The following is a 26,562-nucleotide window of genomic DNA, read 5'->3' as shown; positions in this document are numbered from 1 at the left end:
TATTTTTTATACCAAATGCCTGTATGTGATCAGATTAATTTAATCCGTACATCATATATAAAATCCTCTGTCGATACTATTCTAAAGCTTTTGCTGTCAGGATGTAAAGGATTCAATATGTAGTTGAATTCATTTAGAATAATAGTAGAAGGTATTTTAAGAACCGGTTTGATCTGACTTTTAAGGAAACGGGTTCCGAATTCTTTTGTCGACGATGGAGCAGGCACTTTCATCCAGTCACCGGGCAGATCTTTCAAGTTCACATCATGAATCCCTTCATCAGGAATTTCAATGGAAGTGATAGCTAATCCCCTTGGAATATCTTCTATATTTACATTAACCGTATATTCAAGAAGCGCAAGGGCACGGCTTTCGGATGTATACACACAGGGCGTCAAAATCTCATTCCATCTTCCGCCAAACAGGCGGGCTCCTTCACCGGACAAATCCCGTGAAAACCTGGTCTTGCTTATTCTGTATACAATCATGTGATGCAAGACTAGGAATAAACGCCTTGTTCAATCCTGCCGATCAGGCTCCTTACTTCCTCTCTGCCAAACTGATTATCAATTACATCATAGGGAGTTTTTCCGCCAAGAGCCCTGACAGGTCTGAACATCCAGTTTTTGAATTTCTCTTCATCCTCAAAAACTGTAAACCCATAGGAATATATATCAGCCAGACTGATCATTCTCTCACTGATGGCCGGACTGTATTTCTGGTCCCCTTTTTTCCTGATAAGCGTTGCTTTAGTTACGGCAAGGGCTTTTGAAAGCTTTTCATAATCCAGGTCCGTTCTTTCCTTCAGCCTGTTTAACTCGTTTTTTCCCAATCCCGATTTCGCCCTTTCCATTTTCTCAAAAGCCGTCATCTGCATTTCAGGTTTTTCATTTCTTTCAATAAACATGATGGTACTCAGATGCTGTTGTTTTTTGCGTTTAAAAGTGACAGCGCCCTGTTCTTCAGTTTGTTTGATTACTTTTACCTTGCGCATAGTATAATATTTACCTGATTACGGTATAAAATTATACTTTTTTTACCTGTTTTCCGAATTAACCGTACTAAATTTGACGAGCTTTCTTCTTTTCCCTATATTGATCGTGAAGCACCAGGTAAACCGATACAATGATGATAGCTGAAGCGATCACCAGGGCGGCTGTTATTTTCTCATCGGCAATGAGCCAGCCAAGGATCACTGCAATGATTGGATTCACGAAGGTATGGGTTGATATGCGGGTGACCGACGTATGCCTGAGTAGCCATATGTAGGCACTGAATGCGATCACAGAACCGAAAATGACCAGGTATAACAAACCAAGCACTGATTTTAACGATACCTGGCTGAAGTGAAAGCGGGAAGGTTCACCGATAATAAAACTGGCGATCAGTACAAGAATGCCTCCGAAGATTAATTCCATTCCTGAGGATAAAAGAGGAGATTTCGGAACGTTGGCAACTCTTGAATAAACAGCGCCCGAACTCCATGAAAAGGCACTCATCAGGATGAAAGCAGAATACAGGAGGTTGTTATTGGAAGTGCTGATGTCATTGGTGGCCGTAATGAGATAAATAATGCCTGCAAAACCGAGAAACAACCCGAACACTCCTGTGCGTCTGACCCGTATATCTTTGAGGAAAAACCATTCAATACCGATAACCCACAGGGGTTCAGAAGCAATAAGCACAGCAGCCGTACCCGAAGGAACAAATTTCTGAGCATAGGAAAGCAATCCATGCCCGATTAAGAAGAACAAGGCACCGATTGTAAATAACGGAATAATTTGTTCCCGCTTAATTTTCTCCTTGTTCTTTAAACGGTTGATACTGAAAAGGATGATTCCGGCTGTCAATGATCTTGCGGCAATCATCATCAGGGGTGGAATGGTCTCTACTGCATAGCGGATAGCCAGGTAAGTGGAACCCCAGATAACATAAATGGCTGTAAAAGCCAGTAGGTTTTTAAGATTGGGTGTTTTCATCATCCACCGAAATTATTAAATATTCTTCAGATTGTTTTTAACAAAACCTGACAGCGTCGGAGACCTGTCAGCGTTTAAACGGAAGGTATGGAATAACGTATCGGTTAATTTATTAGATTTGATTCACCCACAAGTTCCACGCACTTAAAATGAACAACTGATGCAATGAATCAGTATTTTTTTATTTGTTTGATCCTTGTTGTTTTTTGGTGTAACCGGTTAAATGCTCAGACATCTGATTATATTGAAGGGAAAGTTATTAACGGATACACCTCAGAGCCAATTCCCTTTGCATGCATTCTTTTGATAAAAAACAAATTGGGAATATACGCCAATGCAGAGGGTGACTTCAGAATATCACAAAAAACACAGCTCCGGTCCGATAGCCTTCTCTTGACATGTATAGGATATAAAAGCCTGTCGATCTCATTGGCCTCATTAAATGTAAATGAGGTAAATATCATTCCTTTAATTCCATTGGCTCATATTTTTGATGATGTAACGGTTGTTGCACACAGCAAAATTCTTGGTTCAACAACAATCATAAGCAGGGCGATCAAAAATATAAGAAAGAATTTTCCAGAAACTTCTTATTCATATATTTCTTATTACAGAGATTATCAGAAAAGCGAAAAGGAATATTTCAATCTTAATGAAGCCATAGTTCAAACATTGGATAATGGTTTTAAAACAAGTTCAAAAGCGAATATGTATCGTTTATTGGATTATAAAAAAAATACCAATTTAACACGGTTGAATATATCTCCTTATTATGATACAATAGGACAGTTCAATAAAACTATTCCAAAGGCAAGACTAGGTGATCAATATGGAAATGAATTATTTGTTCTAATGGTTCATGATGCGATACGAAATTATAATGCAAGATCATTTTCTTTTATAAACATTTTTTCAAAGGATTTTCTGGATAATCATGATTTCTCAAAACCCGAACTAACCTTTAGTAATGATGTTAAACTATACAAAATACAATTTACGGCAAAGCATTTCATTTTAGGTGATTCTTTAAGTGCTAATGGTACAATTTTTATCCAACCAAGCGATTACTCAATTCATAAACTTGAATACGCATGCCAGTATCTTAAGCCCCCAAAAGTGAAAAAGGACATTTTTCATATTACAATTGAATATGGATATGAAAGCGCTATAAATAAAATAATGCATTTGAAATATATCTCCTTTAATAATTCTTTTTCAATTACCGATCAGGATGATACAACGTATTTCAGAATTAAGGATTCAAAATGGAATAGTCAGTCTGTTTCATCAGTAATAATCCTGACTTTTAATAAACTGATCGATTCAAAGACAGCATTAAATAAAGATAATTATACAATTCTAACCGGAAATAAGAAAGCCGAAATAAAAAATATAGTGGTCAATAGGGCAATGCTTTTCATTACTTTAAAAGGAAGCAACCTGAAGTTGAGTTCTGCTTCAATAACTTTAAAAAATCTGAAGGATATAAACGGTAATATTCTTAATAAAAAGAAAGAAATTGAGTTTAATCAGTTCAGAGAATTGTTTGTACAGGAATATAACCGAAAATTAGCTTTCAGAGATAGCTGTTTCATGGAGCAGTTACCTATTGAAGATAACTGCATATCCCATGAAAGCGTTCCTGGTAAGTATTGGATGAATACTCCAAAATACTTCACAATAAAATAGATTCAAAATAATTACTAACTTGGAATCGATAAACAAAGCTTATGGATAAATTGTATTGCAATAAATGCGGGGCTGAAAACAAAGCCAATGCGAGATACTGTTTTCAGTGTGGTTATGAACTTCCCAAAACAGAGCCGTTAAAAGAAGAATCCGGTATGATTGAGAATAAACAGCGTTCATTTAAAAACAAAAAAATACTGGGCGGTGCGCTTGGTGTTGTTCTGGCGGTTGTATCCTCTTTTGCAGTACAACAGATATTTTTCAGGGTTCCCTCATACGATAAAATAATGATGAAGGAGGCCAGCGAATTGAACAAATCATGTCCGGTAATGGTGGACAAGATCACCCGCCTTGATAATGCATTAGCCTTACCCAACAAGACGTTTCAGTACAATTATACGTTAATCGGAATTGATAAATCGCAGCTCAGTGTTGACACCCTTAAGAAATATCTTGTGCCGCAAATTCTGAATAATGTGAGAACCAGCCCGGATATGAAAAAACAACGGGAAAATAAAGTTTCACTTGTCTATTATTATAAGGACGAAAAAGGGCAGTTTATTTACAAATATGTTGTAACGCCGGATATGTATAAGTAGCAGCTCCGCTAGGAGCGAAATTATGGTAGATAATAGAATGATTAAATAATCAAAAAGCTCCGCTAGGAGCGACGCCCTAACGGGCCTGTTGCTTAAACCTTCGGTTTAAGCCTGCTTTCGGCGAAATTTAATTTATAATATTGCGTTTATAACTAGCAACTTAAGTTAACAGCCTAATCGCCTAACAGGCCAACAGACTACAGACTACAGACTTCAGACTTCAGACTATTTTTTGCTTTTCTCAAAAAAATCCATACTTTTATATAATACATCAAGGTATTATTAGAATGCTGTTTAATAAAACTACCGAATACGCCTTCCGGATTTTTGCTTTTATGGCAATGGACCGCGAAAAACTATACCGTGCCGATGAAATCTATGAACAATTGAATATTCCCGAAAGATACCTCAAGCGGCTTCTTACCGGTTTATCAAAAACCGGGTTGATGGAAAGTGTCCAGGGAAACAAGGGTGGATTCCGGTTAAACAAAAATCCTGAAACTATTTCATTGCTTGATATTGCAAATGCCACAGATTCTTACCAGGATAAAAGCCTTTGTTTTTTCGGTTTCAAAGAATGCAGATTCGGCAAAACCAAGTGCTATATGCATGAAAAATGGATTGGTATAATTGAGGGAATTGAAAACCTGCTGAGATCAACAAAACTTTCGGATCTGACCGATCATGAAACCCAAAAATATATCACTGAGAAAATGCAATTACTTAATAAAAATTAAAATTATGGTTAATTCTGAATTAGTTCTTAACGGGCAGACGTATGCATATACAATCTATGCCATCGTCGTCATTCTGTTTATTCTTGGGTTCGCCTACCAGGTTACAAAACCCGGGAAAGCGGGAGTGCTCAAAACAAGCCTGTTTGTCGTGCTTGTCGTATGCCTTACCGTATTGGGCGTTTCGCTGCACATTACTACCAGTAAAACAATCCCCTGGGTGCCAATGGATTTGAATCGCGCTGATATTAAGCCCGACAAGGTTTTTAATATCACCGTTGTAAAGCATCAGTTTCAGCTTCCTTCCGACAAACTCGAAATGAAGAAGGGTGACATTGTTGTCTTTGATGTGACTTCAAATGACCTGACTTACGGATTCGGAATTTTCAGGCAGAATAAAACCATGGTATGCCAGATGCAGGTGGTGCCGGGACATAAAAATGACCTCATGTGGAAATTCGAGGAATCAGGTACCTACACCATCCGGTCGACCGAATATTCAGGTCCCGAAGGACACCAGATGATTTTGAAAGATGTGGTAATTGTAAACGAATAATTTAATATTTCAAGCTTATGAATTTTAAAGATACTTTGTTAAACGGGAATGAAGGCCTGTTCAAACCTGCCAGCCTCACTCCGATGCAAAAGCTTGCACTCCGGTTTGTTGTCACAGGTATTCTCTTTTATGGCCTTACTGCCCTTGAAGGTATGATTATGAGGGTATACCAGGTAAAACCGATACCCACGTTCAACAGTGAACATTATTTTTCACTGCTGACGGCTCATCCTCTGGTCGGGATATTCGGATCATCCTATTCCATAGTTTTCGGGGCTTTCTTATTCCTTGTCCCGTTCTTTATGAAGAAACCTTTGTGGAGCATTAAAATGGGCAACTGGACTTTTATCCTGGTGGCCGGTGGAACCTTTGTTTTCTGGTTTTCTGATTTTCTAACCCATTTTGCCCCGTTGTACACTTTATATTGGCCATTACCCGCCGATTTTACCCAGTTCAACCCTTTAAGCGGATCCTTTTTTATTCTGGGAATTGCCATTGTAATGGTGGGAACCTTATTGTTCGTATTCAATATTTTTAAAACCATAACCTACACACCTGAAGGCTATGAAAAGGTTCCTGGTTGTGCCATGCTTGCATCGGCAACGGGTTTCTCATGGAAGGAAAGCATATTCAGAAGGAAAAGCAAAAGAAGGGAAAACCTGGTTTCACTACCGGTTGCCGCTGTAGCCAGGGGCACTGTGGATACCCTGCTGAATGCACTGATCATTACATTCACCGGCGTCCTGATCCTTGTTTACATGATTGCAGCGGTTATGGGATTTAATCTTGAACACAGCGCCATTGATGCCTTACTTTATAAGAACTGGTTCTGGTGGGGCCTGGACCTGATCGCTGACGGGTTGGTTCTGATTTTTGTTGCCGGTACCTGGTATATCCTTGCCACAATGATTTCGGGCAAAGAACTCTATATGGCAAGAATTGCAAGGCTGGCTTTATGGGTAGAGCTGGTAGTTTCATGGACCGTGTGGTCGCATCATTTGCTTTCGGACCAGGCGCAGCCCGGTTATCTGAAAGTGGTATCCGGTGAACTGGTTACCGCATTTGAATTAATCACACAAGGATTGGCTTTCTTTATCACATTAATCACACTCTGGAGCGCGAGACCGTTAAAAATGACAAATCCCCTGAAATTCTTACTTGGAGGATTACTCGGATTCGGACTGGCTGTTCCTGCAGGCATCATACAGGCAGATATCGGGCTGAACCGCATCCTGCACAATACACAATGGATTGTCGGGCCCCATGTTCATGTTGCTATACTGGTCGGCTTGACAATGACCCTGTATTCGGCAATCTATTTACTCCTTCCTATACTTACCAATGGCGCTAAACTTTACAGCCAGAAGCTTGCCAATTTCCATTTCTGGGCCCATCTGACCGGCGGTATCGGAATGGGGGCTTTTATGGGAATGGCCGGTTTAAAGGGAATGTTGCGCAGGACCATTTATTATGAAGGGGAATACAGGATATACATGATCCTTGCCGGAATTTGCGGAGCTTTGCTTTTCCTGGCGTTTTTAGCTTTCCTGTATAACATCATCATGACCGTAGGTATTAAAGGTGTGTTTGGTATTTTCACACCCGCAGAATCAGACACAAAAGAACTTTTACCGGAAAATAAGTAAAAACCGGACTTTTAAGAGAAACCGCAGGGAGATCGTTATTCATCACTCTGCGGTTTTTGTTGCTGCATTATTCACATGATCAGCAATGAGATCTGTGAAGTGAGACCAAAGTTCCCGGGGAAATCCATGTCCCATACCTTCAAAAAGTTCAAGCCTGGCGCCGGGAATAGCTTCAGCGGTCGCTATTCCACCGCTTACATGAATCATTTTGTCGGCTTTGCCATGAATAACAAGGGTTGGAACCTTTAACTTCCGAAGCCGTTCTGTGCGGTCTCCTGTTTTTATAACCGACACGGCCTGCCTAAGCATACCCAAAGGATCATGATCCCTCTCCCAGGCAATGTTAAAACGTTCACGGGCTCCTTCTTCATCAAAAGGATAAACAGGTGAACCTACCGCTTTAACTCCTTTTATCTGCCATTCAATATATTCTTCCCTGTTATTGGGATCGGGCGGAGTACCGACAGACGATAAGGTGGCAAAATCGGTCTGGCCCACACCGGAGGCTCCTGTTGTGGACATCATGGAGGTAAGCGATTTTACACGTTGCGGATATTCAATGGCCACTGTTTGTGCGATCATTCCGCCCATGGATGCCCCCACAAGGTGAACACTATCAAACCCGAGAGCTCGTATAAGGCCAATAGTATCCGCTGCCATATCAGAAAGACTGTATGAAACAGTTGAAAAATCACCCCGCATCGTTGCAGCAAAATCGGGTACCGGAGCATTATTGAAGTGGGTTGACAACCCTGCATCGCGATTATCGAAACGGATTACCTGCAAACCATGGTTTGCCAGTTGCCTGCAGAATTCATCAGGCCAGGTGATCATTTGGGCCCCCCCACCCATAATAAGGAATACAGGAGTTGCAGACAGATCACCAAATCGCTCATATGCCATATTTATCCCCGAAGGACCTACATTCTTTGCTATATCAACGCTCATAATTAATTTCAGAATCAGTTATAATGTTTTCTTCCGGAAATATGCCCCGGATGAAGGCAGGAACAACAATAATGAGACAGCGATTAAAAAGGCAATATGCACAAGAAGTTCCGAAGTACTATGGAATGCACTCAGAATTACATGATATAAAAGCCAGGCAACGGCCAGCCAACGCGACCAGTTAAACCGGAGTAGTAAAAGAATTCCGCAAATTACAGCCAGAACCCGGATTGCCACTGCGAGAAGAGATTCGTTTAGTCCCATTTGAGGATCGTTGAAATCCCGCCAGTGATAAACAACACCCATTATACCGGCGAATATAAAAAGTACGGCAACAAGGAGAACAGGAACGGGAGGTTTTTTCATTTTATTGTTTTTTTTACAATAACAAATAACTTAAATAATTGTAAATAAGTTAAACAAATAAACGGTGTGCCTGTGCGGGGATGCACCACGGAGCAGGCACAGAGAACCACTGAGAGAATATATTTTTGCTCTGTGAAACTCTGTGGTACCTCTGTGAACCTCTGTGTAAATGTGTTGTCATTTCACCGGGTTATCCTTTAAAAGGTGTTCTTACTTGTAATGACTTTATAATTGAGGCCGCTGTATCCTTGCTACGATGATACCGAGATACGATGCCTTTTTAAAAGCGAATTCTGATAACGTGATATCTGAAATTTCAACCTTTTTATCCAATGAGGAGGCATGCATCAGGTGCAGTTCATTGTTTAAATGAATTGCGATTCCTACATGGGCTACTTCCATCCCTTGAAGCGTGGTTGCAAAAGCTACCAGGTCTCCGTCATGAATTTTTGATTCTGCCTTTTTTATTTCTTCTTTAGGAATAAAATATTTATCCATTAAAGTCAGCTCCTCCTCGGCCTTCCTGATTGCACGAAAAGCGCTGTCATTCTTAAGATGCGGATTTTTGTCCCTTTGAGCCGACATGGCTTCAATCTTCTTGTCAAAAGATATTCCCCCGATTTCCTTTGTAATATTCTCAAGAATTCCTTTTTGTTCATTATCCCTGATCCAATCGTAAAAATAATGCAACCGCGATCCGTAACCGTTCATTATCCCGTTTCTGTAACGAATATATTTCAATTCCCTGCAAAAATCACTGAAGCCGGCTTTATCGGATTTGATTATTATGGCGAGAGCCAGGGTGCTTTCAAGGAAAGTGACACAATCCAGTCCAGTTAAGTTAATAACCAGATTTTCATTTTCCGGTTCGTCGAGAACGCCACCCACATAAGGAGTGCCCAGGAATTGCTTTCCTGTTTCAAGGATTATTCGGTCAATTGAGGAATCTGAAAGATGTGTTTGTTTGGAAAAATTAATGATGGAATTAAATATTTTTATGTCACCCGGGGAGCAAATTTCCTGAGATATCAGCTGAAAATGCATAATGGTAATAAGCAGGAAAAACAGGAATAGTTTCATGAAAACAGGATGAACATACCTACAAATTTACAATACTGGTTGGCATTTCAATGAAAAGTTGGGGAAAAATGAAGATATCCGTCAACACCTCACCCCCGGCCCCTCTCCTTGGAGGAGAGGGGAGAAGGAACACAGAATGATTTATCTGATTATACCAAAATTAATCTTAAACCGTTCTTTCCCTTCTCTCTGCAAGGAGAGCGGCAGGGGTGAGGTATTGAATAAGACCAACAGATCAACCGATAAATTATTATCTTTATTTAAAATATTCACCTGTGAAAAAAATTATTCCAAGCATCCTTTTCCTTGCCTGCATTACTGCGGTGCAGGCCCAAAATGCTGACAGTATTTGGGCTGTAACGCATTATGCCAAAATGGAAAAATACATTACCATGCGTGACGGGGTAAAGTTATTTACCTCGATCTATTATCCGAAAGATAATACGGAGAATCACCCGATACTTATAACACGAACCCCTTATTCATGCTCGCCCTATGGAGAAGATAAGATGAACAATGCCTGGAACAGTTACATGATTGCTTATATGCATGAGGGATACATCCTGGTAACGCAGGATGTACGGGGCCGATGGATGAGTGAAGGGCAGTTTGTGAATGTCAGGCCGTTTATTCCGGTTAAAAAAGAAGGCGATACGGATGAGTCAACCGATTCATGGGATACAATTGATTGGCTTATTAAAAACATACCCCATAATAATGGGAAAGTCGGTGTTTTTGGCATTTCCTATCCCGGATTCTTTTCCACGATGGCTGCAGCCTCCAACCATCCTGCACTTGTTGCCGTAAGTCCCCAGGCGCCGGTTACCAACTGGTTCATTGGCGATGATTTTCACCATAACGGTGCATTTTTTCTTATGGATGCCTTTAATTTTTATTCACCGCAGGGAGGTGGCTTCGGTCTGCCGCATCCGTACCCGACCGATTCAGCTCCTGCATCACTGGGTGTACCTGTACATGATAATTATAAGTATTTTCTTGAAACCGGTCCATTACCTGAGTTCGCAAAGCTTTGCGGTGATTCGGTTCAATTCTGGAAAGATTTATATGCACATGCCGATTATGACGACTGGTGGAAAGCCCGTGATGCCAGGAATGCAACCAAAGAACTACATCCTGCCATGCTTTGGGTAGGAGGTTTATTTGATGCCGAGGATAACTGGGGTGCCTGGAACTCATATAAAGCGGCTGAAAAAAGCAACCCGGGTAAAGAATTCAACCGGATTGTGATGGGCCCCTGGTACCATAATCAATGGGCTTTTAACGACGGAACCCACCTGGGGAATATACCGTTTGACCAGAATACTTCGACCTGGTACCAGCAGAACATCGAAATACCGTTTTTCAATTATTACCTGAAAGGGAAGGGCAGTGTTTCATCGATTGCCGAGGCCAACATTTTTATTACAGGCGAAAACAAATGGCAACAATTTAATGAATGGCCACCGGCAGATGCCAGAGAAACAGAAGTTTTCTTTCAAAGCCAAGGCGGTCTCGGGGTAAACTTCCCATGGACGAGTGATGAGTTTGAAGAGTATGTTAGTGACCCTTCAAAACCGGTGCCTTATACCGAAGATGTACATTTTAACCGGACAAGGAATTACATGACTGATGACCAGCGGTTTGCAGAAAGGCGACCTGATGTAATCGCTTTTCAAAGTGATATTCTTTCAGAAGACCTGACTGTGACCGGTGTGGTAAAGGCGGATCTCTTTGTGTCAATCACAGGTACCGACGCTGATTTTGTTGTAAAGCTCATTGACGTGTTTCCCGACAGCCTTTCGTATAATGATGTGAACATCTATGATCCTGTCGATCATCCGCAGGTTTACCCGATGGGAGGTTATGAAATGCTCGTTCATGGAGAAATTTTCAGGGGAAGGTACCGTCACAGTTATGAAGTTCCTGAAGCTTTTACTCCCGGTAAAATTGAAGAGGTGGCATTTTCTATTGCTGATGTGGCGCATTGTTTTAAAAAAGGGCACAGGGTTATGGTTCAGGTTCAGAGTAGCTGGTTTCCGCTTGCTGACAGGAATCCCCAGACTTTTGTAAATATTTACGAAGCCACACCGGAAGACTTTCAGAAGTGCTTCATCCGAATTTACCATGATGCTGAGCATCCGAGTAAAGTAGTGCTGCCGGTTTTATCGGGGTTTCACCCCGAACCCTGAGTTACTTTTTTTCAGCAGCAATTTTTTTAACGCGTTTTTTCAGAGGCGGACGGAACGGTCCTCAGGCGTTATCTCTATGTTCAATGAAGCGGATAGTCAATAACACCATCTCACTGCTTTGTTATAAATTGCAAACGGTAATCGAAGCACCGTGGGTGGGCCAGGACAAAACGGGGAGCCGTCGTGGCTGTGAATGCTGCAAGGCTGGAATTTCTTAGAAACGAGCTTGCAACCGTTTGTTAGAAATTCCTGCCTTGCAGCAGAGCGCGTTGGGAGTCGTTTTGTCTGGTCTTTTCTTTGTTCCTTTCTTTTTGACAGGAAAAAGAAAGGAAAATCTACCGCACCAAACTCACCAGCAGCGCGATATTGAATGCAGTCACAATCACACCCAGGCCGTAAAGTATGATCTTTGCAGAAGTTGAATTTTTATGTTTACCCATCACCTTTTCCGACGAGGTAAGGTAAACCTGCAGAAAGATGGTAAACGGCAATTGTATGCTCAGACACATTTGTGAAATAATGAGTCCTTTAAACGGGTTCGAAATAACCAGAATAATAAGGAGAGCAAGGATCAGGGATATTAAAACCCCCAGTCGTGAATGGTTATCCTTAATATCGTAAGGTTCCTTGTACATGCCAGCGAATATGGTACCAGCTGCCATTCCCGATGTGATGCTTGAAGACAGGCCTGAAAACAACAGGGCTACTGCAAATATTACAGCGGCATGATTGTTTAACAGGGGGGCCAGAAGGGCATTTGCCTGCTCAAGATGAGTAACCGGCGTTTTGCTTTTAAAAAATGCAGCTGCAGCCAGGATGATCATGGCGCTGTTGATGGCCCAGCCAATAATCATGGATATCAGCGTATCGAGGTATTCATACCTGAGCTGTCTTTTAATAACAGTGTCGTTTTCAAGGTTCCACTGCCTGCTCTGGATAATTTCTGAATGCAGGTAAAGGTTATGAGGCATGACCACCGCACCCAGCACGCTCATGATGATGATGATGGATCCCGAAGGAAAAGAAGGAACAACCCAGCCTCTTATAGCGGAATCCCAGTCGACATTAACAAGCGAAAGCTCATATAAAAACGACAATCCGATCACCGAGACAAAAGCGATGATCCATTTCTCAATCATTTTATATGAATTCGTAAACAGCATTACGAAAACGAATAGGGTTACAAGCAATGCACCGGCTCTGACAGGAACGTTGAACAGCATCTTCAGGGCAATTGCTCCTCCGAGAATTTCGGCAAGAGAGGTGGAAACAGAGGCGAGCATTGCCGATGAAAGAAGAAAACGGGCAAAACGCCTTTTTACATAGATGGCTGCTGCTTCTGAAAGGCATAGTCCGGTTGCAATCCCCAGGTGCGCTACGTTATGTTGCAACAAAATGAGCATGATGGTGGAAAGAGTTACCATCCACAGAAGCGCGTATCCATAGTTCGATCCTGCAGCCAGGTTGGAAGCCCAGTTTCCGGGATCAATGAAACCGACGGTAACCAGTAAACCCGGGCCTATGAATTTGAGTATCTCAAGCGCCTGGAAGCGTGCCTTGTAGTCTTTGCGATCAATATTTCGTAGGAGACTGCCGAACATTGTGTAGCTGTTTAGGGGTTTAGGGGTTTAGATGTTTTAAGGGTTTAAAAGTTTAGAAGTTCAGAGGTTGGATATTCAAAGAACCAGTAATCAGGGCAGGGATAGGGTTTTTCGGTCGAGGTTAACGATAAAAAACCGCTGGTTTTTTGCATAGAAATCTCCTTCTCCAACGCTCATTACGCGGTCGAAGCAATTGAAATATTGTTTGCCCTCCTTTCGACGAGACAGCAAAACAAGCGCTGAGCGTTCACCCTGAAGATTGAAGAACCCGAGATACTGCCTGTCAAACTCCTTCAGATAAGCTGATAAATGATCGACAGGCTGGTAGGTCCTTGATACCCGGGAATCATTTTTGAACGCCTCGTTGTATTGCTGAAGAAGGATTTTTTCAACCCTGTTAACCTGGTCTATCGTGAGCCTGAACGTTTTAATACTGTAATCGACGATGTCGCCGTGGTAGCCTCCGGGGAATATATATCCCACGTATCCTTTATACCGGATAAGATAGGATGTATCGGCTGTAACAGATGAATCTGCATTACACTGCGGAAAAGTCGGTTGAAAACATGATAATGGACCAAAAAATAAAATGAAAATCCGAATTTTTATCCTCATGGCCGGATTGAATTTATTGAGGAGGTTAAGTTAGGAAAAAGCACTTCCTTATGCACGCCTGGGGATATAGTTTTTATTGAACGTGTAGGTGAGGCTGATATTCCATACAAAATCATCGCTGCCTTTAATGTGAGTTTCAATGGCTTTGTTTATCAGCGATGAAACAGAGAATGGCAGTTTATTATGAGCCAGGGTGAGGGTATAAGTGAAGTAATAGCCATAGGTATTCGCGGTGTTTAAATAATATAGCTGGGGGTAAAATTTCAGGTAAAAGTTTGTTCCTGTTCCGATATGGTTAAAGCCGGCGTTGATAGTAAGGAAGTGTGTGTTGTTCACCGCATGTTTATCGATGCCATGGGAATATAGGTAATAGATTCCGATGCTTGTATTTTTTGAAATGAAATAATTGGGAACGATTTCTCCGGCAAGGTAGCGCCTGACGGTCATAACCTCTTCAGTGGTTTCGCCGGATGTGACTTTTACCGGCTTAAATGAAAAGGCAGGATGGATACCGCCTGTAAACTGAAATTTACTCTTAAGCGGAACTTTATACCGCAACCAGAATACAAAAGACCATGGTTTCCCTTCCATCGATATCCGAAACTGCGGATCAAAGGAAATATTCCGGCCCATTGACATTTCAATAAGAGCTGCGGGTTTACCAAGGGTGAAGGTTGGAATCATAGAAATCCCTTTTGTGGTTGCTGAAACCGATGTCCGAAAATGGCTTACCCGTGGAATGGTATCATTTGATTCGGAAAAAGCGGAGAGAGAAGTGCAAAAAAAAGAAATGAATATAAGCAGGATCGTAATTTTATTCATTCAGGTAATAAATGGTTGAAAGTGCAAAGGAAATATTTTTAGTCGAATTTGTCACGCAATTTTATATGTATTAATTTGGTTTCTACCATAATGCCGGTCCTACGGACCTGTCAGCTCCGGAGGAGCGGCATTATGGTAGATAATGTTTATTTAGCACCTCACAAGCTCCATCGGAGCGGCATTATGGTAAAATAGTAATTCTGTGTATGATTACATCGGTTTCAACCATAATGCCGGTCCTGTCAGCTCCGGAGGAGCGGCATTATGGTAGAATAATGTTTATTTAGCCCCTCACAAGCTCCATCGGAGAGGCATTATAGTTAAATTCTCAATCATAAAATTCAAATACATATTTCATATCATATTCTTTTTCAAATATTTCAAGCAATTTCAAATACTCTTCTTTGAATGAAGTCAATCGATGATGCTGTTCCTGATTGACGATATATTGAATTACATTATGACGTTGTGATCTCGAATAAGAAAATGCTGCATAACCTGTTTGCCAGGCAAATTTTCCTCGGAACCATTTTTGTTCATTAACCCATTTTGATGAATTTGTTTTTATTGTATTTATCAAATCAGAAATTGAAATGACCGGGTTTAATTCAAAAAATATGTGAACATGATCAGAAAAGCCATTAATTGCCAGTGAATAATTTTTTTCGTTTTTTAATATTCCTGATATATATGCGTAGAGTTCATTACGCATGTTCGAATTCAGGAGATTTTCCCTGCCTTTTACTGAGAAGATGGCATGGACGTTTATTTGAGTATAAGTGTTTGCCATGGTTTTGGATGTTTAGTTTTTAATTTGTTAATTACCATAATGCCGGTCCTACGGACCTGGTGGTTGTTGTGCGAATTGGTTACTACCATAATGCCGGTCCTACGGACCTGGTGGTTGTTGTGCGAATTGGTTTCTACCATAATACCGGTCCTACGGACCTGGTGGGTTATTAATTACATTGGTTACTACCATAATGCCGGTCCTACGGACCTGCCAGCTCCGGAGGAGCGACATTATGGTAGAAGAGAGTTAATTTAACACCTCACCAAGCTCCGGAGGAGCGGCATTATGGTAAAAATATTCACAGTTTCTTAAAACAGAACCTAACTTTTATTCAATAAAACTTAATAAAAATAATCATTAATCTAATTTCGATCAATTTTGTATCCATAATTGTTCTCATAAAAAGTACCCAAATGAAAGCTATACTACTGCAAAAAAACGGGGGAGTTGAAAACCTGATATTGTCGGAGGTGACTGATCCTGTGCTGAAGCCCGGAGAAGTTATGATCCAGGTAAAAGCAATCGGAATTAACCCCATCGACGCTACTGTCCGAAGGGATAACCAGCGTATGACGGCGGTGTTAAAGCCCGTAGAAGATCAGAAAGAGATTATCCTCGGATGGGATGTCTCCGGAACAATCGTTGAAACAGGAAATGAATTGCATAAATGGCAAGGCAAAGATGTTTTTGGCATGGTCAATTTTCCGGGGCAGGGTAAGGCTTATGCGGAACTGGTTGCAGCACCCGTAAGTCAATTGGCTGAAAAACCCGCGAACATTGCGCATGAGGAAGCTGCCGCCGCATCCCTGGCTGCTCTTACAGCCTGGCAGGCACTAGTTAGTAATGCGGGTGTCACAAAAGGCGACAAGGTTCTTATCCACGCCGCTGCAGGCGGAGTTGGGCATTACGCCGTGCAGATAGCTAAAAGCTTCGGAGCCTATGTTATAGGTACTGCCTCCGGGGCCAACCGTGATTTTGTTCTTGGAATCGGCGCTGATGAATTTATCGATTACAATAAACAGCGGTTTGAAGAGACAATAACCGATGCCGACGTAGTACTGGATTCCATCGATGACAGAAACCACCTGCTCAGATCAATACAGGCGCTAAAAAGCGGTGGCCGACTGGTAAGCATTAAAACCAATTTTGATGATGAAATCAATCGCTGGTTCAGTGAAAAGAAAATATCTCCTTACCGGATACTTGTGAAATCAAACGGTGATGATATGCGCCAGATAGCTTCATTGCTAGCCGATGGTCGCATTAAATCACATATTTCGGCCATTTTTCGTTTTGAAGAATTGCCAAAGGCACATGAACAAATTGAATCACAAAGAACGAGGGGTAAGATAGTGGTGAAGGTCTGAAAATACATAGAGACGCACAATTGTGCGTCTCTACAACCTCTCTTCAGATGAAATCTTTGATCAGGTCTTCGACAATTTCCTCTTTCTCGAGAAATATATTATCGCTGCCGTTGTAATGACTGCGCCGGTAAACACCTTCGCTGCAAACCCTTTCCGGTTGTGCTTCCATTCGGCTTTACCTCCGAGTTCAGCAAAAACATTGGGAACTTTGAGACGGCTCAAATCGTGAAATACTCCTTCAACGGCATTAACCCTGTCAGCCAGGATCAGCGGTAACCAATGATAATAACTGGATTCACTGAATCTGAAAGCCAGTCGCCTCAGTAAACCACTTAAACCCGACGGGGGAACTGAAGTACCGTAAACAGCGCTTAATCCCGGCCTTTCAATGGAATGCAATACTTCAATGTCCGATTCCTGCATGGGCGGTTTCTCATAATTAAGCCGGTTATGATCATCACCCGTATATTTTTTCATCGGGTAATTCGGTTCATTCCGGGGATCGGCATCAATGCCCCATCCTTTAATGTGGGCATATTTCTGAGCAAGCTTATCTTTTTCCGAAAGCTCTTTGTTTCCTTCGTTTCCTGGCTTGTTCTGAGTCTGCTTGTTCTGAGTCTGCTTGTTTTGATCCTGCTTATTCTGATTCTGCCTGTTTTCTGTAATTATATCGTTGTTTTTCATATCGCTTTATTTAAGATGCTAATAGAACTGGTTTAATACACTGGTCGAGCTTGGCTGAAAAAATGTGATAGGCATCTGAAATTTCCTGAAGCGGTATCCTGTGTGTGATGATACCCTTCGGGTTCAGCCTCCCTTCCTTAACATGATTGATCAGTTTCGGGAGTAACCTTTTAACCGAGGCCTGGTCGGCCCTAATAGTCAGACCTTTATTCACCACATTGCCAATAGGTATCAGGTTATCGGTAGGACCATATACTCCTACAATGGATACGATGCCTCCTTTTTTTACCGAGTTAATGGCCCAGTGAAGAGCTGTAGCTGAACCGGCCTGTAACATCAGCTTTCTGCCGGTTATTGTTTGCATAGCATTTCCGGCTGCTTCACAACCCACTGCGTCGATACATACATCAGCTCCAAACCAGTAGGTTGTTTTTTTTACAAACATCACCACGTCGCCCAGCGATTTGAAGTTATATGCCTCACATTGGGCATAATTTTTCACAAATTCAAGCCGGTAATCCAGGTGATCAATCACTATAACCCTTCCTGCACCAAAAAGCCATGAACATTTGGCAGCCATAATACCCACAGGGCCCGCACCGAAAACAACCACAGTATCTCCGGGTTTTATTCCGCCCATCTCCGCGGCCTGGTAACCGGTCGGAACCACGTCAGTTAACAAAACGGCATCATCATAATCCATTCCTTTGGGAATGACAACCGGTCCCACATCGGCATACGGCACCCTGGCATATTCAGCCTGTCCTCCGTCATATCCTCCTGCAGTATGCGAATACCCAAAGATACCTCCCACAGCAGTAGCTTCAGGGTTTGACTCATGGCAGTTGCCGAATAATTCCTGCCTGCAGAATGCACACGAACCGCATGCAATATTGAATGGTACAATCACCGCATCGCCCACTTTGAGCTTTTTTACTGAACTTCCTGTCTCTTCTACAATTCCGATGAATTCATGGCCGAATGTTGATCCGACGCGTGTATCCGGCACGAGTCCGTGATACAGGTGCAAATCAGAGCCGCAAATACAGGTGCGGACTACGCGTACGATAGCGTCATTCGGATGTTGAATTTCAGGAACCGGTTTCTGGTCAACGCGTACCCTGTAAGGGCCGCGATAATTCATAGCTAGCATATAACTGTTTTTAAGTTTTTACCGATCTTTCTATAAAATGGCGGATTTTCAAAAAGTGTGCCGTGAACAGGATACAACATTCTATTAGCTCCGATGTTAGAGTGCAAAGAACTGATCATGGAAATGAGGGATCATAAAAAACCGCATAAAAAGCAGGTTCATGATGAAAGGATGCGGTTGCTAAACACGATCAGCAGGCTTACGGATACACCGCTTCTGATTCTCGGGATTATTTGGCTTGTACTGCTTATACTTGAGCTGCTTAATAAAACAACTCCGCTGATAAAGGGACTGGGTATTGTAATCTGGATCATTTTCATAATTGATTTCGTTATCCGTTTTACCCTTTCACCCCTGAAAACGGCTTTTCTTAAGAAAAACGTGGTAACTGCAATTTCACTTATAGTTCCTGCATTGAGAATACTGCGGTTTGCCAGGATTTTGCGGCTGATCCGGTTAAGCCGGGGTATCAGTCTTGTGAAAGTGCTTGGCAGCCTGAACAGGGGAATGAATGCGCTGGCCGGAATCATGAAACGCAGGGCCTTTGGATATGTGGTTGTTTTTACTCTGATCGTAATGTTTGTTGGCGCTGCAGGTGTATATGCTTTTGAAAAGGACCAGGACAAAGCGTTTGCATCGTACAGCAGCTCATTATGGCATACGGCTATGCTCATCATGAACATGGGAACCGATTGGCCTAAAACGCCCGAGGGAAGAGCATTATATCTTGTTATAGCGATCTTCAGTATGGCGGTTCTGGGTTATATAACCGCAACACTGGCCACGTTTTTTATTGATCGTGATGCCGGGAAATCGAAAGATTCTTCAAAACAAATAGAAGAGCTGAAGAAACAGGTGGCTGCATTGACAAATGAAATCAGGCGAAACAGATATCAATACCGCCCGAAGCAAAACAAACCACAATCCTGATCAACATGTTTATGACCGGTTTGTTACTATTTGAAAACCAAAATGTGATGGAACTGAATGCCATTTTTAACCGCCTTTGGAATGACTATACCCGTTTGAATCCTTCTGCGGGCAAAATTCATAAATTATTTGAGAATGAAGGCGAAACCGTTGTGAACGACCATATCGCCTTCAGAACACTGAACGATCCGAGGATAAACATTGACATTATAGCCACACCCTTTGTGAAAAATGGTTATAAGGAAGCCGGGGAGTACGTTTTTGAAGATAAGCACCTTTTTGCCAAACACTATGAACTGTCCGACAAAGATCCCCGCATTTTTATCAGCCAGCTTATCCTGGAAGACATGCCTGTATTTGTTAAGGAGGCATTAACAGGGCTTTTGGATCAGGCTGAGAATAAGCTTGCCCGATGTGAAGATCTGATTTTTTCAGGTAATATATTTGAACCGCTCTCCTATGATATTTACAACAGGTTCAGGGAAGTGTCGGAATACGCTGCCTGGTTTTATGTGTTTGGTTTCAGGGCCAATCATTTCACGGTTAGTGTGAATGATCTTCATAAAAACAATTCGATTGAAAAAGTTAATCAGCTTTTAATGGATAACGGCTTTAAGCTGAATACATCAGGAGGCTCCATTAAAGGAACCGAACAGGATATGCTCAGGCAGTCGAGTACACTGGCTGATGTTGTGACCATTCATTTCTCCGAAGGCGATTACAATATACCGTGTTGTTATTATGAATTCGCTCAGCGTTACAGGCAACCTGACGGCAATGTATTTGGAGGTTTCGTTGCTAAATCGGCCGACAAAATTTTTGAAAGCACAAATAATTATGTAGCCGGAAAATGATTAAAACTGCCAGCTTATTCCTGCACCCGGGTAAAGAATGCTGAAATTCCGGTTAAAGTTACTGTTCAGCTCACCGCCGGATGGCTTTTCAAGCCGTGTGAATTCATATTTAAACTGCAGAAACCAGTTTACAGGCCGGCCATTACGGCTGGCAATGCGGAGAGATCCCTGGAAATTATAACCGTTTGAAGCTTTCTTGTTTTCAATATGGATAATATTTCCGTACTGGTCCTCGATTTCCAGGTCAGGTCCTTTGTACCTCCAGCGTGAATAGCCTGCTCCTGCCTGGGGAATCAGGCTCATTTTCCCCACACTGAATTCCTGTTGAACGAATATTCCAGGAATATACCCTGAAGCTGTAATTTCTGATTCCTTAAGCTTAAGTATGGATATATTAAAATCAATGCCTCCTGCTGTACTGCCTGCCTTAAAAAGATCATACTCAATTTCGGCATCAATTATACCTGAATATCCTTTCCCTCCTAATAAATTACTGTTCATGAAATTATCACCCGTTGTAATTGGATAGGAAACTGCAATTCGCACAGAACGGGTAAGGAATTGACACGAACCATTCAGACCTTCAGTAAGCACTATCAATAATATTAGTATCCTCTTCATAGGTTCTGCTTTTTTAATTCAACATTTCAGCAAAGCAGAGGTTTAAAAGCCAATGTAGAATGTAAAGGTCAACATGGGGTTAAAATTTCTCAAAATATTTCCTGAAACTTAAGACCATATGGATGTTATCTGCTGAACTCTTTTAAATGCTCTCATTTTCAAGCGGAATGGCATTTGATTTTATTTAAACAGGATGGACCTGGTATTTGGCATAGTTTTTTCGTGAGGGCAAATAAAGACTAGTAAATTATGGAGACTGCACAAATATTGAACAAAGCAAAAAACGCCTTTAACGTTCCGGTTCCGGAACAAAATGTAGGCAGAACGGAACGGATTATTTCATCTGCATTGGGTGTGTTATTAGGAATATCCGCCACACGAAGGTTTTTACGCGGCGGTTGGTCGTTGATGCTGCCGGCTGCATACCTTGTATACAGGGGCGCTTCGGGATATTGTCCGATTAACGCCTATGTAGGCAGAAACACTGCAGAAGGTGCAAGACCGTTTGTGTTTAAAAAGAATATCACCATAATGCGGGATAAATCCGAAGTATATAACTACTGGAGGAATCTTGAAAATCTTCCGAATATAATGACGCACATTCACAGCGTTCAGAAGATAAATGATAAGCAATACCATTGGGAAGCTATGTTCAATGATCAGAAATTCAACTGGAATGCACAGATCACGGAAGAAATTCCTGATCAGAGGATTTCATGGCAGTCGCTTGAATCGGCTGACATTGAGAATAGCGGAACCATAGAATTTTTTGATGCTCCGGATAACAGAGGTACCGAATTGAAGGTATGGATTAATTATACGCCTGCACAAACCGAACTCGGTAAAATCATTGCAGGGTTTTTAAATCCGGTATTTAAAAGGGTTGTTAAACAGGACCTGAAGGAATTTAAGCGTAAAATGGAATCAGGCGATATACCCGTTAATAAACCCTTCGTTCATGTGTAATTTATAATCCGGATGCAAACGGCTGAAAAAGTATGAAAATACACGGCAGGTATTTCAGTCGACTGCATCCGGATGTTATTTGAAATTTTACAAGAGCCTTTTTAGGGTGCCTTTTGCTGATTTTGGAGCTTTTCTAAAACCCGGATCCCGGATTGATTATCAATCCGGGATTTTTTTAATAGGGCGTGCCTCATGCCGTAAATAGCCCCGGTCTGAAGGCCGGGGCTACTAAACACCCCGGAATACTGTTCGGTATGAAAAATTATGGAATCTACCGGCGTTATGCATCCATATGCTGGTTACTTTTATTATTTTACCACTATTATCATTTTTAAAACTTTCATATTATGAGATTTCAGGCACTTATCATCACCTCATTCACTTTAATTCCACTTTCACTTCATGCACAACCAGATTTTGTATGGGGAAAGCAATTCGGGACCAGCCAGGAAGAATATGTTATGAACCATGTTGCGGATAATTGCGGCTATCTTTATATCGGGGGCAAGACTTCCGGTAGTTTCAACGGTGCTAACCGCGGTAAAAATGATGCTTTTATTGTAAAGGTTGATGGTGAAGGCAATTTAGTATGGCAAAGGCAATTTGGTTCGTCCGGAGATGAAGACGAACAATGGTGTGCAATTGATCCGACCGGTGATATTTACGTTACCGGATCCACAACTGGAAACCTTAATGGTGTAAACAGAGGCCGTGAAGATGTGTTTGTTACCAAATTCAGTAGTGAAGGTCATCTATTATGGACTGTGCAATGCGGTACTGACAGCACCGATGTAGGTCAGTCGGTGGTTGCTGAAGGAGAATTTATTTATGTTACCGGAACCACATCAGGAGCATTTGGGAAAAATAACCCGGGCAAATCAGATTGTTTTTTAATGAAACTGAATAAGAGTGGTGAAATTATTTTTATAAAGCAATTTGGTACGGATGCCGATGATTTTGCAACAAGTATTTCGCTTTTTGATAATACCATATTTATTTGTGGTAATACATGGGGCGATTTGGGGGGTAAGAATGCCGGTTTCATTGATTGCTTTACAAGTGAATTCGATCTTTCGGGAAATCCCCTGATTTCGCATCAGTTCGGAACACCTGGATTTGATATTGCCATGAATATACTGGCTGAGGCCGACGGAATGTATGTTTGTGGTTCCACTTCAGATAACCTCGGAGCTGAACAACTGGGAGAAGGCGATGCCTTTCTGTTAAAAATGAAACAGACAGGTGAAATAATCTGGAAGAGCCAATTCGGAACCAACCTCCATGATGGCGCCCGCTGCATCGCTGCAAATAGTAAATTTCCCGATCTTGTTCTTGTAAGCGGTTTACAGCATCTTGCACCGGCCCAGGGTTTCATCAGGGCATTTAAAAAGGATGGAACTTTTTTGTGGGAGCATACGGTTACCGATATTTATGGCGAAATGAACAGTTCAGGAAAAAGTGTGATTCTGCATGATTCAGGCATAATAACTCATATTGGACTTACCAGTTCCGAAATCTTTGATCCTTTGATTGGCGTTACCGATTTTTATATCGCTGGTTATCAATTAAGATAAAGCATGATTTCGAGAAATTGTATATCTTTACAGTTATCTATTGCATACTATGAAACAAAGCGAAGGCCATAAAATCAGAACCGGATTCATCATGTTATTCGGTTTGTTTTGCATGGCTTTTGTTTGCTTCAGCAATCACAGTAAATGCATTGAACAGGAATCTGTCAGCACTTCTATTCATATTAATGCCGACAGATTGCAGCAAAATGTGAGTTTAGCTGCCCATTACGCCTTAATAAATGTGCAGATCCCTGTTGCTGTCCCTGTTTTTTTTTCAGAAAATCACATTAATTGCCTGTTTAACAGATCTTTGCAGGACAGCAGGCGGAATGATATTTTATTAAAGACCCTTCACTATCGTTCCTTTATACAGAAAACAATATTACCCTGTATAAGGTCTGTTTGTCCGGTTTCCCCGGATGATCCGGATTTAAGTTAAGATATTGCATCGCATGCAATGCAGATGGTATGCAATCTGCACAAGGTCTGCAATTGAACAGATGCGATGAATCCCGTCTCCAGATGATGTATTTGATAATGAGACGCGATGAATCGCGTCTCTACATGGGATCACAATTATTTTAATTTAAATCAATTACAATGAAAGCAATAATCTATTTTATACTGGCAATATTTATTATTGAGTTACTTCCTTTGAACAAGCTTACAGCAGCTGATTATGTTCAGATTGTTGTGCAATCGTCCGACCCTTCCATTTCTGCTTCAGATCTGGGTAAAGCAGCAGTAATTATGGCCGATCGCCTGGCCGAAGCAGGTATGAAGCCTGTGCAGGTTGATTTGAAAGGAACCATGCAAATTCAGATTACATTACAATCTTCGGCAAACCTTAAAATTGCTGAATATCTTGTTACCCGCCAGGGAGCCATAGAATTCAGGGCGAATGATACACCGGTTATGATACAGGCAGATATTGACAGGATGGTTTTACTTAAAAATGGTGATGAAAACGGGTTGTCCATTCAGTTTAAACCGGGATCAGTTAATAAATGGGCGGAGGTTACAAAGCGGAATGTAAACCGGAAAATCGCCGTGGTGATGGATGGTAAAGTGATTTATGATCCTGTGCTCAGGGAACCCATAACCGGCGGGAATTGCGTAATTACCGGAACCTTCACCGACGAAGAGCTCGGGTGCATGGCGGCCGTTGGAAACCATGGCCCGCTGCCTGCGGGGTTTGTGGTGGTGGATAGCCCGTCATTGCGAGGAGCTAAATAGTTAAATGATTATAGAAGTAAGTAATTGCGACGAAGCAATCTGCCAAAACAGGCAGGGCCCTGTAAAAAGCGATGGATTGCTTCGTCGTTAATTCCATTGGTACCCTTTTCGGAGAAATTCCTGTGCGGGCAGATTGCTTCGTCGACAAAACTTTTGATAATAATCAATATTCTGTCTGGCTCCTCGCAATGACGATCAAACTCACTTCCAAATCCTGAACTTACCTGAGCAGTGCAACAGGTTAAGCATATACAATGTACCGTCATAATAACGGTCGCCGAAATTCTGCGGAAGGGGTGTATTCCAGAAATCTTCAACAAAATCCTTTGCAACGGAATGATCAGCGGCCAGGCTTACCGATGCATTCGCTGAAATCAGTCCTGCCCGGTGCCAGGGAGCTATTACTTCCCCGGTGGTTTTGAACAATGACCCGTATTTGGTTACACCAAAAGAGGCGAAGAAAGACTGAATCCGGTTAGCCAGTATCTTTTCATTCGGATCTTTCTGCCACCATGACCAGTCGACCGACCAGTTTACAGCAGTTCTCCATGAGTCATATGCGAAATTGTGAGCATTCGGGTTCCAGGCCACGATTTTCGGGCTTCCATTAAAATTGGCATAATCCGATGAAAGTCCGGTTTGCCTGTCACAGGCCCTGTTAAAGAATTTCCTGCTTGTATCTGCTGCTGCAGCCCAGAAATTCCGGTCGGCCACCGGACCCCATCTGGCCCATAATTCATAAAAGGCAGGCAAATGATAGGATGGATCTGTAAAGTCATTACCGCCATCCGGCACAAAGAGGATCATACCGGCTTTTTCATTTACCATCGGTCCAACGACTGTCATCATCCTTCCGGCTTTGCCTTTCTTAACCGGGTGATGGCGCATTGTGGTGAGAATACGGTCAGCCCATTCCTTATAGTTGTATATTCCCTCTCCGCTTCCCCAGCGATGATGGGCAAAATAGAGCGACATTACAAAATATTCCTCACCGTCGGGTGCAGGTGTTTCTGCATTCGGAGTTCCATCCCTTTTCATCGACCAGGCGAAATAGCCTTCGCATGGATGCTCGGGCGAAGAAATATACATATGTGAAACGGCCCAGTTCCAGAGGGCATTGAATTCCTCTTTTTTATCAAGCTGAACGCAGATCATCATACCGTAAGACATACCTTCGCTGCGGACGTCGTTATGCAACACATCGCACAGGTAAGCCATTTTTCCGTTTTGATTCGAACCTGCCCCGAAATATAAAGCCTGTGCTGTATCACCATGAAACATTTGTTGAAAGGCAGTTTCAACTTTAGTATCAATTTCTTTCTGCGAATGGCCATTTTCAAGGAATAGATTTCTGTATTTTCCGGTAGAATAAGCTCCGGTACCGTCTTCGGGAATGCCTTTATCGGCATAGGTTGTAAAATGCACCAGAAATAAAGTGCTTAAGAGGATAAGGAATTTCATTTATTTTTCTTTTTATGATATAAAAATACCAACACCGGTCAGATTTTCCAAAAGTTTTTCTTTATACATTAGCGAATCCTCTCAATAATCTAAAACTAT

Annotated in this window: 26 protein-coding genes; 12 read left to right on the top strand and 14 right to left on the bottom strand. The window is 41.8% G+C overall.

The genetic code is table 11. From position 1 onward, the window contains the following. Nucleotides 1–29: 29 nt before the first annotated feature. The 3 genes from VK179_12405 to VK179_12395 all read right to left on the bottom strand — a co-directional run bounded on the left by VK179_12405 (nt 30) and on the right by VK179_12395 (nt 1,982). Nucleotides 30–488, bottom strand: coding sequence for an RES family NAD+ phosphorylase (locus VK179_12405; GenBank protein HLO59539.1), 459 nt, complete (start codon nt 486–488; stop codon nt 30–32). A gap of 11 nt (nt 489–499) precedes the next feature. Further along, the gene (locus VK179_12400) at nt 500–994 is read right to left on the bottom strand and encodes an antitoxin Xre/MbcA/ParS toxin-binding domain-containing protein (GenBank protein ID HLO59538.1); all 495 of its coding nucleotides are present in this window, start codon (nt 992–994) and stop codon (nt 500–502) included. A 67-nt stretch (nt 995–1,061) separates the two neighbouring features. After that, nucleotides 1,062–1,982 carry an EamA family transporter gene (locus VK179_12395; protein HLO59537.1) on the bottom strand — a complete coding sequence of 307 codons (921 nt, stop codon included), beginning with the start codon at nt 1,980–1,982 and terminating at the stop codon, nt 1,062–1,064. Nucleotides 1,983–2,144: 162 nt separating this feature from the next. Here VK179_12395 and VK179_12390 point away from each other — a divergent pair, with 162 nt between their 5' ends. From VK179_12390 to VK179_12370, 5 genes are all read left to right on the top strand, one after another. Next, entirely contained in the window at nt 2,145–3,668 is a 1,524-nt protein-coding gene (locus VK179_12390; protein HLO59536.1) for a carboxypeptidase-like regulatory domain-containing protein, read from the top strand. 41 nt (nt 3,669–3,709) lie between these two features. Then, a complete protein-coding gene (locus VK179_12385) occupies nt 3,710–4,267 on the top strand; it encodes a zinc ribbon domain-containing protein (protein HLO59535.1) in 558 nt (185 codons plus the stop codon). A gap of 287 nt (nt 4,268–4,554) precedes the next feature. Next, complete coding sequence (locus VK179_12380; GenBank protein ID HLO59534.1) at nt 4,555–5,004, top strand: Rrf2 family transcriptional regulator; 450 nt, start codon at nt 4,555–4,557, stop codon at nt 5,002–5,004. Nucleotides 5,005–5,008: 4 nt separating this feature from the next. After that, on the top strand, nt 5,009–5,557 hold the full coding sequence (locus VK179_12375) for a hypothetical protein (GenBank protein HLO59533.1): 549 nt from the start codon (nt 5,009–5,011) through the stop codon (nt 5,555–5,557). Nucleotides 5,558–5,574: 17 nt separating this feature from the next. Next, entirely contained in the window at nt 5,575–7,203 is a 1,629-nt protein-coding gene (locus VK179_12370) for a cbb3-type cytochrome c oxidase subunit I (protein HLO59532.1), read from the top strand. Nucleotides 7,204–7,245: 42 nt separating this feature from the next. Here VK179_12370 and VK179_12365 read toward each other — a convergent pair whose 3' ends face one another. From VK179_12365 to VK179_12355, 3 genes are all read right to left on the bottom strand, one after another. Then, on the bottom strand, nt 7,246–8,151 hold the full coding sequence (locus VK179_12365; GenBank protein HLO59531.1) for an alpha/beta hydrolase: 906 nt from the start codon (nt 8,149–8,151) through the stop codon (nt 7,246–7,248). Nucleotides 8,152–8,169: 18 nt separating this feature from the next. Continuing rightward, nucleotides 8,170–8,517 carry a hypothetical protein gene (locus VK179_12360; GenBank protein HLO59530.1) on the bottom strand — a complete coding sequence of 116 codons (348 nt, stop codon included), beginning with the start codon at nt 8,515–8,517 and terminating at the stop codon, nt 8,170–8,172. 225 nt (nt 8,518–8,742) lie between these two features. Further along, entirely contained in the window at nt 8,743–9,597 is an 855-nt protein-coding gene (locus tag VK179_12355; protein ID HLO59529.1) for an N-acetylmuramoyl-L-alanine amidase-like domain-containing protein, read from the bottom strand. Nucleotides 9,598–9,872: 275 nt separating this feature from the next. On the opposite strand from VK179_12355, the gene VK179_12350 reads away from it, so the two are divergent. Continuing rightward, nucleotides 9,873–11,786 carry a CocE/NonD family hydrolase gene (locus VK179_12350; GenBank protein HLO59528.1) on the top strand — a complete coding sequence of 638 codons (1,914 nt, stop codon included), beginning with the start codon at nt 9,873–9,875 and terminating at the stop codon, nt 11,784–11,786. 335 nt (nt 11,787–12,121) lie between these two features. Here VK179_12350 and VK179_12345 read toward each other — a convergent pair whose 3' ends face one another. The 4 genes from VK179_12345 to tnpA form a co-directional block, all read right to left on the bottom strand. Further along, complete coding sequence (locus VK179_12345; protein ID HLO59527.1) at nt 12,122–13,387, bottom strand: Nramp family divalent metal transporter; 1,266 nt, start codon at nt 13,385–13,387, stop codon at nt 12,122–12,124. 90 nt (nt 13,388–13,477) lie between these two features. Then, complete coding sequence (locus tag VK179_12340) at nt 13,478–14,002, bottom strand: hypothetical protein (protein HLO59526.1); 525 nt, start codon at nt 14,000–14,002, stop codon at nt 13,478–13,480. A 48-nt stretch (nt 14,003–14,050) separates the two neighbouring features. Then, on the bottom strand, nt 14,051–14,824 hold the full coding sequence (locus VK179_12335; GenBank protein HLO59525.1) for a hypothetical protein: 774 nt from the start codon (nt 14,822–14,824) through the stop codon (nt 14,051–14,053). A 328-nt stretch (nt 14,825–15,152) separates the two neighbouring features. Continuing rightward, nucleotides 15,153–15,614 carry an IS200/IS605 family transposase gene (gene tnpA / locus VK179_12330; protein ID HLO59524.1) on the bottom strand — a complete coding sequence of 154 codons (462 nt, stop codon included), beginning with the start codon at nt 15,612–15,614 and terminating at the stop codon, nt 15,153–15,155. Between the two features lie 416 nt (nt 15,615–16,030). Here tnpA and VK179_12325 point away from each other — a divergent pair, with 416 nt between their 5' ends. Continuing rightward, the gene (locus VK179_12325; GenBank protein ID HLO59523.1) at nt 16,031–16,984 is read left to right on the top strand and encodes an NADP-dependent oxidoreductase; all 954 of its coding nucleotides are present in this window, start codon (nt 16,031–16,033) and stop codon (nt 16,982–16,984) included. Nucleotides 16,985–17,044: 60 nt separating this feature from the next. Here VK179_12325 and VK179_12320 read toward each other — a convergent pair whose 3' ends face one another. Together VK179_12320 and VK179_12315 are read right to left on the bottom strand one after the other, a co-directional pair. Then, nucleotides 17,045–17,668, bottom strand: a complete 624-nt coding sequence (locus tag VK179_12320; GenBank protein HLO59522.1) for a hypothetical protein — start codon at nt 17,666–17,668, stop codon at nt 17,045–17,047. A 10-nt stretch (nt 17,669–17,678) separates the two neighbouring features. Then, a complete protein-coding gene (locus VK179_12315) occupies nt 17,679–18,812 on the bottom strand; it encodes a zinc-dependent alcohol dehydrogenase (GenBank protein HLO59521.1) in 1,134 nt (377 codons plus the stop codon). 126 nt (nt 18,813–18,938) lie between these two features. Here VK179_12315 and VK179_12310 point away from each other — a divergent pair, with 126 nt between their 5' ends. Continuing rightward, complete coding sequence (locus tag VK179_12310) at nt 18,939–19,751, top strand: ion transporter (protein HLO59520.1); 813 nt, start codon at nt 18,939–18,941, stop codon at nt 19,749–19,751. Nucleotides 19,752–19,762: 11 nt separating this feature from the next. Then, on the top strand, nt 19,763–20,605 hold the full coding sequence (locus VK179_12305; protein ID HLO59519.1) for a DUF1338 domain-containing protein: 843 nt from the start codon (nt 19,763–19,765) through the stop codon (nt 20,603–20,605). On the opposite strand, the gene VK179_12300 is transcribed toward VK179_12305, so the two are convergent. Then, nucleotides 20,606–21,226 carry a hypothetical protein gene (locus VK179_12300; protein HLO59518.1) on the bottom strand — a complete coding sequence of 207 codons (621 nt, stop codon included), beginning with the start codon at nt 21,224–21,226 and terminating at the stop codon, nt 20,606–20,608. Nucleotides 21,227–21,475: 249 nt separating this feature from the next. Between VK179_12300 and VK179_12295 the strand changes: the two genes are divergently transcribed. The 3 genes from VK179_12295 (at nt 21,476) to VK179_12285 (ending at nt 25,002) form a co-directional block, all read left to right on the top strand. Next, nucleotides 21,476–22,192: an SRPBCC family protein gene (locus tag VK179_12295; GenBank protein HLO59517.1), complete on the top strand. Its 717-nt coding sequence runs from the start codon at nt 21,476–21,478 to the stop codon at nt 22,190–22,192. A 347-nt stretch (nt 22,193–22,539) separates the two neighbouring features. Next, entirely contained in the window at nt 22,540–23,766 is a 1,227-nt protein-coding gene (locus VK179_12290) for an SBBP repeat-containing protein (GenBank protein HLO59516.1), read from the top strand. 600 nt (nt 23,767–24,366) lie between these two features. Next, on the top strand, nt 24,367–25,002 hold the full coding sequence (locus VK179_12285; protein ID HLO59515.1) for a hypothetical protein: 636 nt from the start codon (nt 24,367–24,369) through the stop codon (nt 25,000–25,002). 201 nt (nt 25,003–25,203) lie between these two features. Here the strand turns inward: VK179_12285 and VK179_12280 are convergent, their stop codons facing one another. Continuing rightward, nucleotides 25,204–26,463, bottom strand: coding sequence for a glycosyl hydrolase family 8 (locus VK179_12280; protein ID HLO59514.1), 1,260 nt, complete (start codon nt 26,461–26,463; stop codon nt 25,204–25,206). Between the last annotated feature and the right edge of the window lie 99 nt (nt 26,464–26,562).

This window comes from Bacteroidales bacterium (assembly GCA_035299085.1).
Taxonomy (GTDB): domain Bacteria; phylum Bacteroidota; class Bacteroidia; order Bacteroidales; family UBA10428; genus UBA5072.
Note: the sequence above shows the minus strand (reverse complement) of the source record. Positions and strands in the feature narration are given on the sequence as shown.

Excerpts from the sequence above, each read along its gene's own strand:
- VK179_12405 (HLO59539.1), bottom strand. The coding sequence starts at position 488 with ATGATTGTATACAGAATAAGCAAGACCAGGTTTTCACGGGATTTGTCC.
- VK179_12400 (HLO59538.1), bottom strand. The coding sequence starts at position 994 with ATGCGCAAGGTAAAAGTAATCAAACAAACTGAAGAACAGGGCGCTGTC.
- VK179_12395 (HLO59537.1), bottom strand. The coding sequence starts at position 1,982 with ATGATGAAAACACCCAATCTTAAAAACCTACTGGCTTTTACAGCCATT.
- VK179_12390 (HLO59536.1), top strand. The coding sequence starts at position 2,145 with ATGAATCAGTATTTTTTTATTTGTTTGATCCTTGTTGTTTTTTGGTGT.
- VK179_12385 (HLO59535.1), top strand. The coding sequence starts at position 3,710 with ATGGATAAATTGTATTGCAATAAATGCGGGGCTGAAAACAAAGCCAAT.
- VK179_12380 (HLO59534.1), top strand. The coding sequence starts at position 4,555 with ATGCTGTTTAATAAAACTACCGAATACGCCTTCCGGATTTTTGCTTTT.
- VK179_12375 (HLO59533.1), top strand. The coding sequence starts at position 5,009 with ATGGTTAATTCTGAATTAGTTCTTAACGGGCAGACGTATGCATATACA.
- VK179_12370 (HLO59532.1), top strand. The coding sequence starts at position 5,575 with ATGAATTTTAAAGATACTTTGTTAAACGGGAATGAAGGCCTGTTCAAA.
- VK179_12365 (HLO59531.1), bottom strand. The coding sequence starts at position 8,151 with ATGAGCGTTGATATAGCAAAGAATGTAGGTCCTTCGGGGATAAATATG.
- VK179_12360 (HLO59530.1), bottom strand. The coding sequence starts at position 8,517 with ATGAAAAAACCTCCCGTTCCTGTTCTCCTTGTTGCCGTACTTTTTATA.
- VK179_12355 (HLO59529.1), bottom strand. The coding sequence starts at position 9,597 with ATGAAACTATTCCTGTTTTTCCTGCTTATTACCATTATGCATTTTCAG.
- VK179_12345 (HLO59527.1), bottom strand. The coding sequence starts at position 13,387 with ATGTTCGGCAGTCTCCTACGAAATATTGATCGCAAAGACTACAAGGCA.
- VK179_12340 (HLO59526.1), bottom strand. The coding sequence starts at position 14,002 with ATGAGGATAAAAATTCGGATTTTCATTTTATTTTTTGGTCCATTATCA.
- VK179_12335 (HLO59525.1), bottom strand. The coding sequence starts at position 14,824 with ATGAATAAAATTACGATCCTGCTTATATTCATTTCTTTTTTTTGCACT.
- tnpA (HLO59524.1), bottom strand. The coding sequence starts at position 15,614 with ATGGCAAACACTTATACTCAAATAAACGTCCATGCCATCTTCTCAGTA.
- VK179_12325 (HLO59523.1), top strand. The coding sequence starts at position 16,031 with ATGAAAGCTATACTACTGCAAAAAAACGGGGGAGTTGAAAACCTGATA.
- VK179_12320 (HLO59522.1), bottom strand. The coding sequence starts at position 17,668 with ATGAAAAACAACGATATAATTACAGAAAACAGGCAGAATCAGAATAAG.
- VK179_12315 (HLO59521.1), bottom strand. The coding sequence starts at position 18,812 with ATGAATTATCGCGGCCCTTACAGGGTACGCGTTGACCAGAAACCGGTT.
- VK179_12310 (HLO59520.1), top strand. The coding sequence starts at position 18,939 with ATGGAAATGAGGGATCATAAAAAACCGCATAAAAAGCAGGTTCATGAT.
- VK179_12305 (HLO59519.1), top strand. The coding sequence starts at position 19,763 with ATGACCGGTTTGTTACTATTTGAAAACCAAAATGTGATGGAACTGAAT.
- VK179_12300 (HLO59518.1), bottom strand. The coding sequence starts at position 21,226 with ATGAAGAGGATACTAATATTATTGATAGTGCTTACTGAAGGTCTGAAT.
- VK179_12295 (HLO59517.1), top strand. The coding sequence starts at position 21,476 with ATGGAGACTGCACAAATATTGAACAAAGCAAAAAACGCCTTTAACGTT.
- VK179_12290 (HLO59516.1), top strand. The coding sequence starts at position 22,540 with ATGAGATTTCAGGCACTTATCATCACCTCATTCACTTTAATTCCACTT.
- VK179_12285 (HLO59515.1), top strand. The coding sequence starts at position 24,367 with ATGAAAGCAATAATCTATTTTATACTGGCAATATTTATTATTGAGTTA.
- VK179_12280 (HLO59514.1), bottom strand. The coding sequence starts at position 26,463 with ATGAAATTCCTTATCCTCTTAAGCACTTTATTTCTGGTGCATTTTACA.